General features: G+C 64.6%; 13 protein-coding genes. 11 read left to right on the top strand and 2 right to left on the bottom strand.

What is annotated here, in order from left to right; genetic code table 11:
- Nucleotides 1–123 precede the first annotated feature (123 nt).
- A complete protein-coding gene (locus CUJ91_RS00925) occupies nt 124–894 on the top strand; it encodes a ferredoxin--NADP reductase (RefSeq protein WP_006050489.1) in 771 nt (256 codons plus the stop codon).
- A gap of 258 nt (nt 895–1,152) precedes the next feature.
- Here CUJ91_RS00925 and CUJ91_RS34095 read toward each other — a convergent pair whose 3' ends face one another.
- Nucleotides 1,153–1,314 carry a hypothetical protein gene (locus CUJ91_RS34095; protein WP_161966559.1) on the bottom strand — a complete coding sequence of 54 codons (162 nt, stop codon included), beginning with the start codon at nt 1,312–1,314 and terminating at the stop codon, nt 1,153–1,155.
- On the opposite strand from CUJ91_RS34095, the gene CUJ91_RS00920 reads away from it, so the two are divergent.
- The 10 genes from CUJ91_RS00920 (at nt 1,313) to CUJ91_RS00870 (ending at nt 13,318) form a co-directional block, all read left to right on the top strand.
- Complete coding sequence (locus tag CUJ91_RS00920; RefSeq protein ID WP_114155700.1) at nt 1,313–2,209, top strand: sensor histidine kinase; 897 nt, start codon at nt 1,313–1,315, stop codon at nt 2,207–2,209. The two genes, CUJ91_RS34095 and CUJ91_RS00920, sit on opposite strands and share 2 nt — an antisense overlap.
- A gap of 10 nt (nt 2,210–2,219) precedes the next feature.
- Complete coding sequence (gene rqpR, locus CUJ91_RS00915) at nt 2,220–2,876, top strand: response regulator transcription factor RqpR (RefSeq protein WP_006050491.1); 657 nt, start codon at nt 2,220–2,222, stop codon at nt 2,874–2,876.
- Between the two features lie 268 nt (nt 2,877–3,144).
- Entirely contained in the window at nt 3,145–4,536 is a 1,392-nt protein-coding gene (gene bcaP / locus CUJ91_RS00910) for a branched-chain amino acid transporter BcaP (protein ID WP_029969492.1), read from the top strand.
- 1,098 nt (nt 4,537–5,634) lie between these two features.
- The gene (locus CUJ91_RS00900; protein ID WP_006050493.1) at nt 5,635–6,189 is read left to right on the top strand and encodes a (2Fe-2S)-binding protein; all 555 of its coding nucleotides are present in this window, start codon (nt 5,635–5,637) and stop codon (nt 6,187–6,189) included.
- Nucleotides 6,190–6,199: 10 nt separating this feature from the next.
- Nucleotides 6,200–8,587: a xanthine dehydrogenase family protein molybdopterin-binding subunit gene (locus CUJ91_RS00895; protein ID WP_029969485.1), complete on the top strand. Its 2,388-nt coding sequence runs from the start codon at nt 6,200–6,202 to the stop codon at nt 8,585–8,587.
- 22 nt (nt 8,588–8,609) lie between these two features.
- A complete protein-coding gene (locus CUJ91_RS00890) occupies nt 8,610–9,407 on the top strand; it encodes an FAD binding domain-containing protein (RefSeq protein WP_006050495.1) in 798 nt (265 codons plus the stop codon).
- 102 nt (nt 9,408–9,509) lie between these two features.
- On the top strand, nt 9,510–10,397 hold the full coding sequence (locus CUJ91_RS00885) for an AAA family ATPase (protein WP_006050496.1): 888 nt from the start codon (nt 9,510–9,512) through the stop codon (nt 10,395–10,397).
- A 64-nt stretch (nt 10,398–10,461) separates the two neighbouring features.
- Nucleotides 10,462–11,724: a vWA domain-containing protein gene (locus CUJ91_RS00880; RefSeq protein WP_044021450.1), complete on the top strand. Its 1,263-nt coding sequence runs from the start codon at nt 10,462–10,464 to the stop codon at nt 11,722–11,724.
- Nucleotides 11,715–12,323 (top strand): SRPBCC family protein, encoded by a 609-nt coding sequence (locus CUJ91_RS00875; protein ID WP_029969481.1) that lies wholly within the window; start codon nt 11,715–11,717, stop codon nt 12,321–12,323. Before CUJ91_RS00880 ends, CUJ91_RS00875 begins: the two co-directional genes overlap by 10 nt.
- A complete protein-coding gene (locus CUJ91_RS00870; protein WP_053857380.1) occupies nt 12,296–13,318 on the top strand; it encodes an XdhC family protein in 1,023 nt (340 codons plus the stop codon). Before CUJ91_RS00875 ends, CUJ91_RS00870 begins: the two co-directional genes overlap by 28 nt.
- Before the next feature lie 54 nt (nt 13,319–13,372).
- On the opposite strand, the gene CUJ91_RS00865 is transcribed toward CUJ91_RS00870, so the two are convergent.
- Nucleotides 13,373–14,113, bottom strand: coding sequence for a PepSY-associated TM helix domain-containing protein (locus CUJ91_RS00865; protein WP_006050500.1), 741 nt, complete (start codon nt 14,111–14,113; stop codon nt 13,373–13,375).
- Nucleotides 14,114–14,159: the final 46 nt, after the last annotated feature.

Here is a 14,159-nt window from a genome sequence, read left to right as displayed (position 1 = left end):
GGCGGGCGCGGTAAAATAACGGATTGCGCGCCATTCCGCCCGCGGGTGAGCGCAGCATCGCCCTTGCCGTGCCGGCCGGCTCCAACGACTGGCCGCCTTTGTTTTCGCACTATCCAAGAAGCCATGAGCAACCTCAATTCACAAACCGTCCTGAGCGTCCATCACTGGACCGATACGCTTTTCAGCTTCACCTGCACGCGCGATCCGTCGTTCCGTTTCGAAAACGGCCAGTTCACGATGGTGGGCCTCGAAGTCGACGGCAAGCCGCTCTTGCGCGCGTACAGCCTCGCGAGTGCGAACTACGAAGAACATCTCGAATTCCTGAGCATCAAGGTGCAGGACGGCCCGCTCACGTCGCGTTTGCAGCATCTGAAGGTGGGCGACCAGGTGCTGATCGGCAAGAAGCCGGTCGGCACGCTGATGGCGGACAACCTGCTGCCCGGCAAGACGCTGTGGCTGCTGTCCACCGGCACGGGCCTCGCGCCGTTCATGTCGATCATCAAAGATCCGGACATTTACGACCGCTACGAGCGCGTGGTCCTCACGCACACCTGCCGTTTCGTCGACGAACTGGCGTACAAGGAATACATCACCGACCACCTGCCGGCGCACGAGCACCTCGGCGAACTGGTGCAGGAAAAGCTGCTGTATTACCCGACGGTCACGCGTGAAGCGTTCGAGAACCGCGGCCGCATCACCGAACTCATCGAGACGGAAAAGCTGTTCGCAGACCTCGGCGTGCCGGGCTTCTCGCTCGAAAACGACCGCGTGATGCTCTGCGGCAGCCCGCACATGCTGCGCGACACGCGCAAACTGCTCGACGACCTGGGCTTCCAGGAAGGCAGCAACAACGAGCCGGGCCACTATGTGGTCGAAAAGGCGTTCGTCGGTTAAGCGATTTTTCGCGGTTCGCGCCGCGAAACCAGGGAAAAGGAGCCTTCTGGCTCCTTTTTTTTCGCCGTTACAATTGGGCGTCGGATATTTGACATTTTCTGTCGGCAATCTTCCTACAGAACGGCATGAGCGGCATGTCAGGCGTTACGTGAACTAATGCCGGTAAGCCTTGGTGGGCCTGCATCTTTTTCTTTTTTGGGATATGATCGCGGCGCGCCGCCGGGCGATTTCACTGCCGCTCATGGCACGACCCGGTTGTTACTGAATGTAAATTTCGTTACGTTGCTGCGTAGTGATCTGCCCGTCGTAGTCATCCGAGGCGGCCATATTGGAGGCCCGAGACCTGATGCGCTCTTTCGTCTTCGCGGCGCCGATGCGCCACCGCTTCGCCGTCCGCGCCGCTTTCTGAGAGAAAGTCATGGATACGTCGACTGTCGTCCGTTTCACCAGCCATTCGTCGGCCTTGTTGCCGCGCTCCGCCGAAGACGCGGGCCGCGCGGCGGCGTCGGCGTCGGCGTCGGCGGAACGGGAATTGGCTCGCCTGCGCTCGCGCGTGCGGGAGCTTTCCGCCGAACTGGTCCGGGCGCAGGAAGCGGCCTGCCGTCACGTCGCGCGCGAACTGCATGACGGCGTGGGCGCCGAATTGACCGCGACGCGCTTCGCGCTCGCCGGCGTGGAAACCTGGCTGCCCGCCGACGCTCCGGCGCAATGCTCGGCCGCGCTCGCCGTCGCCAACCGCTCGCTCGACGCCGTTTGCGCCGCGACCCGGCAGGCGGTGGCCGAACTGCATGCGCCGGCGCTCGAAGCCGGCATCGTCGGCGCGCTCGCCCAGTGGACCGGCGACTTCGCCGCCCGCACGCAGTTGCGCACGAGCTTCGTCTGCGCGGCCGACGTGCGTCTCACGCGCCTCTCCGCCGACGCCGCGCTCGCCGTGTTCCGGGTCGCGCAGGAAGCGCTGAATAACATCGCCAAGCACGCGCGCGCCGAATCCGCCGACGTGCGGATCGAAACGAGCCGTCGTCATCTGACGCTGATCGTCAGCGACGACGGCGTCGGCGTTTCGCGCCACGCGCATCGCAGACACGGCCATTTCGGGCTGAGCGGGATGAAAGCGCGCTGTGCGGCCTTCGACGGCACGCTGAGCGTGACCGCCCGGCGCGGCGGCCAGCCGCTGGTGCAAAACCCGACGCAAAAGCCGGCGCAACGCAGCGATAGCGAAGGCCCGCGCGGCACGCTCGTGCGCGCGCGCTTCGCGTGGGACTCGATGCTCGCCGACGCGCAGCCAGGCGGCGGCCTGCGCGCGCTGCAATCGTGAGCGAGCCGTCATGAGCCTGCGCATCCTGCTCGCCGACGATCACGCCGTGGTTCGCCAGGGCGTGCGCCAGTTGCTGCTGGATCGCGGCGTCGCACGCGAGGTCACCGAGGCGCAGACCGGCGCCGAAGCGCTCGACGCCGTCGCGGCCCACAGTTTCGACGTCGTGCTGCTCGACATTTCGCTGCCGGACATGAACGGCGTCGAAGTGCTCAAGCGCCTGAAGCGCAAGGCGCCGCGCGTGGCGGTGCTGATGTTCTCGATGTATCGCGAGGATCAGTACGCGGTGCGCGCGCTGAAGGCTGGCGCCGCCGGCTACCTGTCCAAAACCGTCGATGCCGCGCAGATGATCGGCGCGATCCAGCAGGTCGCGGCCGGCCGCAAATACGTGAGCCCGGCGATGGCCGAGGCGCTCGCCGATTATGTCTCCTTCGACGGCGAGCAGTTGCCGCACGAAAAGCTCTCCGACCGCGAATACCAGACCCTGTGCATGCTCGCGTCAGGCAAACGGCTGACCGACATTGCCGAGGCGCTGTCGCTGTCGGTGAAAACGGTGAGCGTGTACCGCACGCGCCTGCTCGAGAAGATGAAGCTGCGCAACAACGCCGAACTCACTTTCTATGTGATGAGCAACCGGCTCGTCGACCTCAATCCGGCGATGGCGGGGTAAGCTGGCGGCTGCGGCAGGTCGGATGCCGCCGGGTTGCCGCCGGGTTGCCGCCGGGTTGCCGCCGGGTTGCCGCCGGGTTGCCGCTGGATTGCCGCTGGATTGCCGCTGGATTGCCGCTGCGATGCCGCTCGGTCACGCCAGCGCCACGTATCCAGAGTCCCGTCTTTTTAGTGCGTCCCAAAAAGGTGCATGCGCGCGCATCCGCTAAAATCGCGGGTTTCCCGACATTCGGCGCGCGACACGCGTGCACTACTGGAGACCCCCGCCAATGTCCCTGTTCCGCAAGAAGAGCGTCGAGCACATGCTCGCGACGAGCGCCCAGAACGCCGGCCTGAAGAAAGCGCTCGGTGCGCTAGACCTGACGTTTCTCGGCGTCGGCGCCATTATCGGCACCGGCATTTTCGTGCTGACCGGCACGGGCGCCGTGCAAGCCGGCCCGGCGCTGATGATCTCGTTCCTGATTGCGGCTGTCGCGTGCGGTTTCGCGGCGCTCGCCTACGCCGAATTTGCATCGACGATTCCGGTCGCGGGCTCCATCTACACGTATTCGTACGCGACGCTCGGCGAACTGGCCGCGTGGATCATCGGCTGGGATCTGATGCTCGAATATGGGCTCGCGACGTCCGCGGTTTCGGTGGGCTGGTCCGGTTATCTGCAATCGCTGCTGTCCGGTTTCGGCGTGTCGTTGCCGGTCGCGCTGACGGCGGCGCCGGGCGCGTTGCCCGGCCATGAAACGCTCTTCAATCTGCCCGCGTTCCTCGTGATGATGGCGATCACCGCGCTGTTGTCGGTCGGCGTGCGCGAGTCGGCGCGGATCAACAACGTGATGGTCGCGATCAAGGTGACCGTGGTGCTGCTCGTGATCGCGGTCGGCGTGTTTCATGTGACGCCGGCGAACTGGCACCCGTTCATGCCGAACGGCTGGAACGGCGTGTTCGGCGCGGCCGCGGTGATGTTCTTCGCGTTCATCGGCTTCGACTCGGTATCGTCCGCGGCCGAAGAGGTGAAAAACCCGAAGCGCGACTTGCCGATCGGCATCATCGCGTCGCTTGGCGTGTGCGCGGTGTTGTATGTCGCGGTGGCCGCTGTGGTGACCGGCATCGTGCCGTCGGCGCAGTTCGCGAACGTGTCGCATCCGGTGTCGTATGCGTTGCAGGTTGCGGGTCAGCCGTGGGTGGCGGGCTTCATCGATCTTGGCGCGGTGCTCGGCATGCTGACCGTGATCCTCGTGATGGCTTACGGACAGACGCGCGTGATCTTCGCGATGTCGCGCGATGGTTTGTTGCCTGCACGGCTTTCGCGTGTGCATCCGCGGTTTGCGACGCCGTTCTTCACGACGTGGCTCGTCGGCATTTTCTTCGGGCTCATTGGAGCGCTGGTGCCGTTGAATGTCTTGGCGGAACTGATCAACATCGGCACGTTGGCGGCGTTTTCGATGGTGTCGATCGCGGTGCTGGTTTTGCGTAGGACGCATCCGGAGTTGCCGCGGGCGTTCCGGTGTCCTGGTGTGCCGGTGGTGCCGGTGCTTGCTGTCGCTTCGTGTCTGTTTTTGATGGTGAATTTGCAGGCTATTACCTGGGTGGCTTTTTTGGTTTGGTTGGTGGTGGGGATGGGGATTTATTTTGGGTATTCGAGGAGGCGGTCGCATTTGGCCCGATGAGGGCAGGGGTTTTTGTTGTTGTTGTTGTTGTTGTTAGTAACCCCCTTGGCCTTTCCTTGATTTCGCGGTGGTCTATTTCGCGTTGCCCCTGTGCGGGGCGGCACTCACTTTCTTTGCCGCCGCAAAGAAAGTAAGCAAAGAAAGCGGGCTCACACCGGTGGCTTATAAATGGGTCCCACTGGCTCGCTTTGGCCTTTCCTTGATTTCGCTTTGGTCTATTTGTGTTGCCCCTGTGCGGGGCGGCACTCACTTTCTTTGCCGCCGCAAAGAAAGTAAGCAAAGAAAGCGGGCTCACACCGCCAGCTTTTAGATGGCTCCCCCAGTTCGGAGTGGGCAGTGGTGCGCCTTACATCCGTGTCCTCGCGCATTCGGCGTTAGTGACAAGGCAGTCATTCTTCCGGCGACGCTTCGCGCGCCGCAGCGGTCGTTCCCAAAACCATCGCGCGTTCGGCCGTGTCGCGGGCCGCGAGTCGTCGCGGGGACTCTGCGGTTCCCCGCGCCGCGGACCGTCGCTGCGCTTCGCGCTCTTCTGGCTCCGCCGCCGCGTTCGTCAAAAGCGCGATTGCAACGCAGGCATTTAGATTCCCGCCAGGCAAAACTATTGCCTTCGAGTGCGCCTCGCCGAGGCGAAGCCGATGGCCCCCACCGCGAAAAAACGCAAGCGGACGGTGTAAGCGAACCCTTCCGGCGAGCACGCAGTGCGAGGCGGGAAGCATGACTGCCTTGTCACGAGCGCCGAATGCGCGAGGACACGGATGTAAGACGCGCCACTGCCGTCTCCGAACCGGTGGACCCATCTAAAAGCTGGCGGTGTAAGCCCGCTTTCTTTGCTTACTTTCTTTGCGGCGGCAAAGAAAGTGAGTGCCGCCCCGCACAGGGGCAACGCGAATAGACCACAGCGAAATCAAGGAAAGGCCAAGGGTGTTAAAAAAAGCGCCGAAAGGCAAAACAACCCCCATAGCGCCCCCGCCCAATTTGTGCTTTACTTTTCGGCAGACTCATAAAAAACCGCAGCACCCTAATCGGACCTCGCGAACGAGCAGCAGGCTGAAGGCAAAACAAAAGCGGTCCGGTTTCCCCCCATCAGGAGACGACTTCATGGCGATCAGCATTAGTCTGACGGTGAACGGTGCGCCCATCAGCGCTTCAGTCGAGCCCGGCACCCTGCTTGTTCAGTTCCTTCGCGATCAACTCCGACTCACCGGCACGCACGTTGGCTGCGATACGGCCCAGTGCGGCGCGTGCACCGTCCACCTCGACGGCCGCGCGATCAAATCGTGCAACATCCTCGCGGCACAGGCGGACGGCGCGCGCATCACCACCATCGAAGGTCTCGCCAAAGACGGCGCGCTGCATCCGATGCAGGCAGCCTTCAAACACTGCCACGGCCTGCAATGCGGCTTCTGCACGCCCGGCATGGTGATGAGCGCAATCTCGCTCGTCGAACGTCAGCCCAATCTCACCGGCGACGACGTCCGCGCGCAACTCGACGGCAATCTGTGCCGCTGCACCGGCTATCACAACATCGTGAAAGCCGTGCTCGAAGGCGCCGCAGGCATGAAGTCCTCGGGCGCGGCTAACGCGGACGCAAACGCGACTGCAAACGCCAATGCAAACGCGAACGCAAGCGCCACCGCGCAAGCCACCGCCTGAGGAGCCGACGATGAACGCACCCGACACTCACAACCTGATCGGCGCTTCCGTCGAACGTAAGGAAGACTACCGATTCCTGACGGGCAACGGCCAGTACACCGACGACATCCTGCTGCCGCAGCAAACCTACGCGGTGTTTCTGCGCTCGCCGTATGCGCACGCGCGGATCAACAGCATCGACACGACCGCGGCCAGGCAGTCGCCGGGCGTCGTCGCGATCTTCACCGGCAAGGACATGGCCGCGGAAAACGTCGGCGGCCTGCCGTGCGGCTGGCTGATCCACAGCACCGACGGCAAGCCGATGAACGAGCCGCCGCATCCGGTCATCGCGCATACGAAAGTGCGCCACGTCGGCGACCAGGTCGCGCTCGTCATCGCCGATTCGATCAAGGCCGCGAAAGACGCCGCCGAACTGATCGAAGTCGATTACGACGTGCTGCCCGCCGTGGTCGACACCGCGCACGCAGCCGACGCCGGTCAGCCGGCCGTTCACGATGAAGTGCCGGACAACGTCTGCTACAACTGGGGCCACGGCGACAAAGCCGCGACCGACGCCGCGTTCGCCAAAGCCGCGCACGTGACCACGCTCGACATCGTCAATAACCGCCTCGTGCCGAACGCGATCGAACCGCGCGCGGTCAACGCGAACTACTCGCCGCAGGACGACAGCTACACGCTCTACGTCGCGAATCAGAATCCGCACGTCGAGCGCCTGCTAATGGCCGCTTTCGTGCTGTCGCTGCCGGAGTCGAAGTTGCGTGTGATCGCGCCGGACGTCGGCGGCGGCTTCGGTTCGAAAATTTTCCTCTACGCCGAAGACGTCGCGCTGACCTGGGCGTCGAAGAAAATTCGCCGTCCGGTGAAGTGGACCGCCGAGCGCTCGGAGGCTTTTCTCTCGGACGCACATGGCCGCGATCACGTAACGAAAGCCGAACTCGCGCTCGACGCCAACGGCAAGTTCCTCGCGATGCGCATTCACACCATCGCGAACATGGGCGCGTACTTGTCGACGTTCGCCTCGAGCGTGCCGACCATCTTGTACGCGACGCTGCTCGCCGGCCAGTACGCGACGCCCGCCATTTACGCCGAGGTCAAAGCGGTCTTCACCAACACCGTTCCCGTCGATGCTTATCGCGGCGCGGGTCGTCCCGAAGCAACCTACGTGGTCGAGCGTCTCGTCGAAACAGCCGCGCGCGAGATGAAGATCGACCCGGCCGAGATTCGCCGCCTCAACTTCATCCGCGAATTTCCGTACGCGACGCCGGTCGGCCTCACGTACGACACGGGCGACTATGAAACGATTCTCGCGCGCTCGCTCGAACTCGCCGATGTCAAAGGCTTCGAAGCGCGCCGCCAGCAATCGGAGAAGAACGGCAAGCGGCGCGGTCTCGGTTACTCCTGCTATATCGAGGCATGCGGTCTCGCGCCGTCGAACATTGCGGGCGCGTTGGGCGCACGCGCGGGCCTCTTCGAAGTCGGACAGATTCGCGTGCATCCAACGGGTTCGGTCACCGTGTTCACCGGCTCGCACAGTCACGGCCAGGGGCACGAAACGACCTTCGCGCAAGTCGTCGCAGACCGGCTCGGCATTCCGCTCGACAGTGTCGAGATCGTGCACGGCGACACCGGACGCATTCCGTTCGGCATGGGTACGTACGGCTCGCGCTCGATCGCAGTCGGCGGCTCGGCGATCATGAAAGCGCTCGACAAGATCGAAACGAAGGCGAAGAAAATCGCCGCGCATCTGCTCGAAGCCGCGGCGGAAGACATCGAGTTCAAGAACGGCGTGTTCCGCGTTGCGGGCACCGATCGCACGAAAGCATTCGCCGAGATTTCACTCGCCGCGTATGTGCCGCACAACTATCCGCTCGAAGTGCTCGAACCGGGCCTCGAGGAAAGCGCGTTCTACGATCCGAGCAACTTCACGTATCCGTCGGGCGCGTATATCTGCGAGATCGAAGTCGATCCTGATACCGGCGTGTGCGAGATCCAGCAGTTCACGGCCGTCGACGACTTCGGCAATGTGATCAATCCGATGATCGTCGAAGGCCAGGTGCATGGCGGCCTCGCGCAAGGCATCGGACAGGCGATGCTGGAGCGCTGCGTGTACGACAACGAAAGCGGCCAGTTGCTATCCGGCTCATACATGGACTACGCGATGCCGCACGCGTCAGACTTGCCCGACTTCACCGTCGAAACCGCGAAGGGCACGCCGTGTACGCACAATCCGCTCGGCGTCAAAGGTTGCGGCGAAGCGGGCGCGATCGGCTCGCCGCCGGCGGTGATCAACGCGATCATCGACGCGCTCGCGCCACTCGGCGTGACCGATCTGCAAATGCCGGCCACGCCGCATCGCGTGTGGTCGGCGATTCACGCGGCAAACGTGGCAGCCCATTGAGATCCTGAGCGGAGCATTCGACATGTATTCATTCGAGTATCAACGCGCGACGGACCCGCAAGCGGCCGCCGCGGCCATCGCCGCCGACAGCGAAGCGAAGTTTCTCGCCGGCGGGCAGAGCCTGTTGCCGACCATGCGGCTGCGTCTCGCGCAGCCGTCGCAACTGATCGACGTCACGCGCATTCCCGCGCTCAAGTCGATCGCCGTCGACGCCAACACGGTGAAGATCGGCGCAGCCGTCTGTCACGCCGATGTCGCGGAACACGCGGAACTGCGGCGCGTGTTGCCGGCGCTCGCGGAACTGGCCGCGCATATCGGCGACCGGCAGGTGCGCGCGCTCGGCACGCTCGGCGGGTCGCTGGCCAACAACGATCCGGCCGCCTGTTATCCGGCGGCGGCGATGGGTCTGGACGCCACCATCGTCACGCAGCGGCGGCGCATTGCATCGAGCGAATTTTTTGTGGGCATGTATGAGACCGCGCTGGAACCGGACGAACTAATCGTCGGCGTCGAATTTCCGGTCCCCGAGCGCGCGGCTTATGAAAAGTTTCGCAACCCCGCGTCGCATTTCGCGCTCGTCGGCGTGTTCGTCGCGAAGTTTGCAAGCGGCGTGCGCGTCGCGGTGACGGGCGCGGCGGCTTCGGTGTTTCGCGTGCCCGAACTGGAAAGCGCGTTGTCGGCAAATTTCACGCCCGAGGCCGCGCGTGCCGTCAGCCTGTCCGCCGCGAATCTGAACGACGACATGCACGCGAGCGCCGAGTATCGCGCGCATCTGATTCCGGTGCTCGCCGCGCGAGCGGTGGCGAAGGCGAATAGTTAGCGATCCTTTGCATGTCCGGCCGGCCTTGAGATGTTGAACGACACGCTCAGGTCGGCCGCATTCGCTCACCCGCGTCGCTGACCGCGCAGATTCAGGAACGCCATGCACCCCGCTTCAATCGACGACACCCTCGCGCAACTCGCCGCGCAAAACTATTTCGCGAGCCGCGAACTGGCGACGGCGTTGTACCTTGCGTTGCGCATGGAGCGTCCGTTGTTCGTCGAAGGCGAGCCGGGCGTCGGCAAGACCGAGCTTGCGAAAGCGGCGGCGGGCATGCTCGGCACGTCGATGCTGCGGCTTCAATGCTACGAAGGACTCGATACCGCGAGCGCGCTGTATGAGTGGGACTATCCGCGGCAGATCATGGCGCTGCGTCTCGCCGAAGCCGCCGGCGAGCGCCCCGATAACGACACGCTGTATCGCGGCGAATTTCTGCTGAAGCGTCCGCTGTTGCAAGCGCTGATGCCCGACGAAAACCATCCGGGCGCGCGGCGCGTGCTGCTGATCGACGAGATCGATCGCGCCGACGAACCGTTCGAAGCGTTCCTGCTCGAACTGCTGTCCGATTTCCAGGTGTCGATTCCCGAGTACGGCACCGTGCGCGCGGCCGTGCCGCCGCTCGTCGTGATGACGTCGAACCGCACGCGCGAAGTGCACGACGCGCTGAAGCGCCGCTGTCTCTATCAGTGGATCGGTTATCCCGAGCGTGATCGCGAGCTTGAGATCGTGGCGGCGCGCGCGAGCGCGACGTCGGCGGAACTGCAGCGGCGTGCGGTCGATTTCGTGCACCGGCTGCGCGGCATGGATCTGTTCAAGGCGCCGGGCATCGCCGAAACGATCGACTGGTGCCGCGCGCTCGAAGCGCTTTCGGTGACGGAACTCGATCCGCAATCGGTGCAGAACACCCTTGGCGTGCTGCTGAAGTATCAGGACGATCTCGCGCGCGTCGACGCGGAGCAGATCGCGCAGTGTCTCGCGGCGCCGGGATAGCGGCATGACGACGCCAACTCGCGTTGACAGCATGGGAGACGGCGATACCGCGCGCGTTCAACGGATGACGGACGCCATGAACTCAGCCCCCACCGCATCGCTAACCAACGACACGCCCACGCTTGCCCGCAACGTCGTGCATTTCGTGCGCGTGTTGCGCGGCGCCGGTTTGCCGATGTCGCCCGCGCATGCCGTCGACGCGCTCGCCGCTCTGCATTGGATCGACCTCGGCCGCCGCGACGACGTACGCGCCGCACTCGCCGCAACGCTCGTCTCCGCGCCCGACGAACGCGATCTGTTCAACGCCGCGTTCGAGCTCTTCTGGCGCGATCCCGATTGGGAAGGCAAATTGCGCGCGCTGCTGTTGCCGAAAGTCCGCGACGGCCTGCCGCCGCCCAAACGCAACAACCGTCTCGCCGACGCGCTCGCGGTCCGCGCGCCGCCCTCGCCGAATACGCACAAGCCGCAGGAAACCGAGCAGCATGAACTGCGCGCGCACGCGACGTTCAGCGCCGAAGAGCGGCTGCGTCATCGCGACTTCGACACCCTTTCCGCCGATGAGTGGCGCACGCTGCGTCACCTGATTCGCGCTCAGCGCCTGCCGCTCGCGAAAGAACCGACGCGGCGCCTGAAGGCCGCCTCGCACGGCACGCATGCCGACTTGCGCGCGAGCGCGCGGCAGGCTGTGCGCGCGGGCGGCGACTGGACCGTGTGGAAGTATCGCGCGGTGGTCGAGCGCAAGCCGCCGCTCGTGCTGTTGCTCGACATCTCCGGCTCGATGAGCAGTTACTCGCGCGCGGTGCTGTATTTCTGCCATGCGCTCGTGCAGTCGCGCGAACGCTTGCAGGTGTTTCTGTTCGGCACGCGGCTCACCAACGCGACGCGCGCGCTGCGCGAGCGCGATCCCGACGTGGCCATTGCGGCGCTGACCGAGCAGGTTGTCGACTGGTCGGGCGGCACGCGCATCGGCGCGGCGCTCGCCGAATTCAATCGACGTTGGGCGCGGCGCGTGCTCGCCGGGCGCGCGAGCGTGCTGCTCGTGACCGATGGACTCGATCACGAAGCCATCGACGTGCTCGACACCGAAATGGCGCGCTTGCGCCGCTTCGCGCATCGCATCGTATGGCTCAATCCGCTGCTGCGTTACAGCGGCTTTTCTCCGAAGGCGCGCGGCGTGCTGGCGATCCTGCCGTATGTCGACGCCCATCGCCCCGTTCATAATCTCGAGAGCCTGGCCGCGTTCGGCCACGACTTCGCGCAACTCACGCGCGCGCCGCGTCCGCGCGTTCTTGCCACGCCAACCGCAGGAGCAAGTTCATGGAACTGACCGAAACTCATACGCTGCCGGTTTCGCAGCAGCGCACGTGGGACGCGCTCAACGACACCGAGGTTTTGCGCGCGTGCATTCCCGGCTGCGAAAGCATCGACCCGGACGGCGAAAATGCGTATCTCGTCGCGCTGAGCGCGGCGGTCGGGCCGGTTAAAGCACGCTTCAAAGGACGCATGCAGCTCACCGACATCGACGCGCCAACTTCATACAACATCGTGTTCGAAGGCCAGGGCGGCGCGGCCGGCTTCGCGAAGGGCAACGCGCGCGTCGTGCTCGAAGCCGACGGCGACGCCGCGACCAAGCTCAGCTACACGGCGAGCGCGCAGGTCGGCGGCAAGCTTGCGCAGATAGGCTCGCGGCTCGTCGACGGCGCGGCGCGCAAGATCGCCGGCGAATTCTTCAAGCGCTTTAGCGCCCAGGTCGGCGGAGACAATACGAATGCCGCCGAAGCCGACGACGCCGGCAATGTTCCGGACGCTGCAGCCGCCGACGCGGCGGGGCACAATACTGCATCGACCGACGCCGAGGAAGGCGAGTCCGGTGGCGATGCAACGAAGAGGAAGAAATCATGGACAGCGTGGATCTCGAAGTCCTGAAGTCCAGCGCACGTTGGCTGGAGGAAGGACATCGCGCGCTACTGGTGACAGTGGTCAAGACGTGGGGCTCGTCGCCGCGGCCCGAGGGCGCGATGCTCGTGGTGCGCGACGACGGACTCGTGGTGGGCTCGGTATCGGGTGGCTGTATCGAAGACGATCTGATCGATCGCGTGCGGCAAAGGGGCATCGAACAGACGCATCCCGAGGCGGTGAAATACGGCATCACGGCCGAAGAAGCGCATCGCTTCGGGTTGCCTTGCGGCGGCACGATTCAACTGGTGCTCGAACCGTTGACGCCGCAAAGCGGCATCGCCGAACTCTGTCATGCGGTGGAAGAAGGACGGCTCGTCGCGCGCGAGCTCGACATGGCGAGCGGCAAGGCGCAACTCGGCAAGGCGCTCGCGACCGACGGCGTGCACTTCGACGGCGAGCGTCTTCTGACGATTCACGGCCCGCGTTACCGGATGCTCGTGATCGGCGCGGGACAGTTGTCGCGCTATCTGTGCAACATTGCCGTGGGGCTCGATTATCAGGTGACGGTCTGCGATCCGCGCGAAGAGTACACGGAAGAGTGGAGCATTCCCGGCACGAAGATCGTGCGGACCATGCCCGACGACACCGTGCTCGACATGAAGCTCGACGAACGCTGCGCGGTGATTGCGCTCACGCACGACCCGAAGCTCGACGACCTCGCATTGATGGAAGCGCTCAAGACGCCGGCGTTTTATGTGGGCGCATTGGGTTCGCGGCGCAATAACCAGGCGCGGCGCGAACGGCTGAAGGAATTCGATCTCAGCGAGACCGAGTTGGCCCGTTTGCATGGGCCCGTGGGCATTTATATCGGCAGCCGGACGCCGCCTGAAATTGCGGTGTCGATTCTCGCGGAAGTGACGGCGGCCAAAAACGGCGTTTCGCTGCCGACACTGCTTCAGGTGGAGGGCGCAAAGGCCGCGCGGGAAATCGCGGCGTCGGGCGGAGCGGCCTGCAGCGCGTAGGCTAGTGTCGGGTGCTGGGTCGCGCGCTGCGAGCGTGCGCGCGCGTCGGCATGCTTACACCAAGCCGCACACCACGGCGGCGATGATCGATCCGCCCACCAGCACCACGCCCACCACGCGTCGTTTGTTCAACTCGGTCCACAACAGCACGCCCGTCAGCGAAAGCAGGATCAGCGAGCCGGCAATCGTGTCGACCAGCAGCATCCAGCCGATGCTCAGGCCCACGCCTTTGTGCAGGTTCGTCATCGTCGCGAGAAAGGTGTTTTGCGTGCGCTTCACGGCGACGAAACCATTGCCGACCCAGTATTCGGCCTGCACGTTCTGCGTCGGCGCGGCGAATGCCACCTGCCAGAATTCCGGCTGAATCGTGCTCTGATCGCCCCACGCCACCGGATGCGCCGGTTCGCGTTTCATCCGGCCCGGCTTGCCGTCTATTTTCAGCTCGCCCTTGAGCCACTTCGCCATGTCCATCGGCGAATGGAATGGCTTGTCGGGCACGGCCATCTGCAATTCCTCGACCTGCGGCTGCCCGGTCGACACCTTCATCGGACCCGCGCGATGGTTCAGCAGAAAGCCGGTCGCGCCGAACAGCAGTCCGAGCACGGCGCCCCACAGGCCGACCCATCCATGCACCTTGCGCAGCCACTTGATAAAGTTCGCGCGCCGCGAACGCTGACGCCGCGCCGCCTGCTCGGCGCCGTCCATCAGATGACGGCCCGGCGGCTCGTCATGCGCGACGTAGCGCGTGGCGCCATCGGCTGCGGGTTTCATATCGATCGAGTCAGGCGCGTTCACATCCATGCTCCGGTGCAGCAGGTTAAGCCGCCGCCGGGGCGCACGC

Source organism: Paraburkholderia graminis (assembly GCF_003330785.1).
In the GTDB taxonomy this organism is placed as follows: Bacteria; Pseudomonadota; Gammaproteobacteria; order Burkholderiales; family Burkholderiaceae; genus Paraburkholderia; species Paraburkholderia graminis.
Note: the sequence above shows the minus strand (reverse complement) of the source record. Positions and strands in the feature narration are given on the sequence as shown.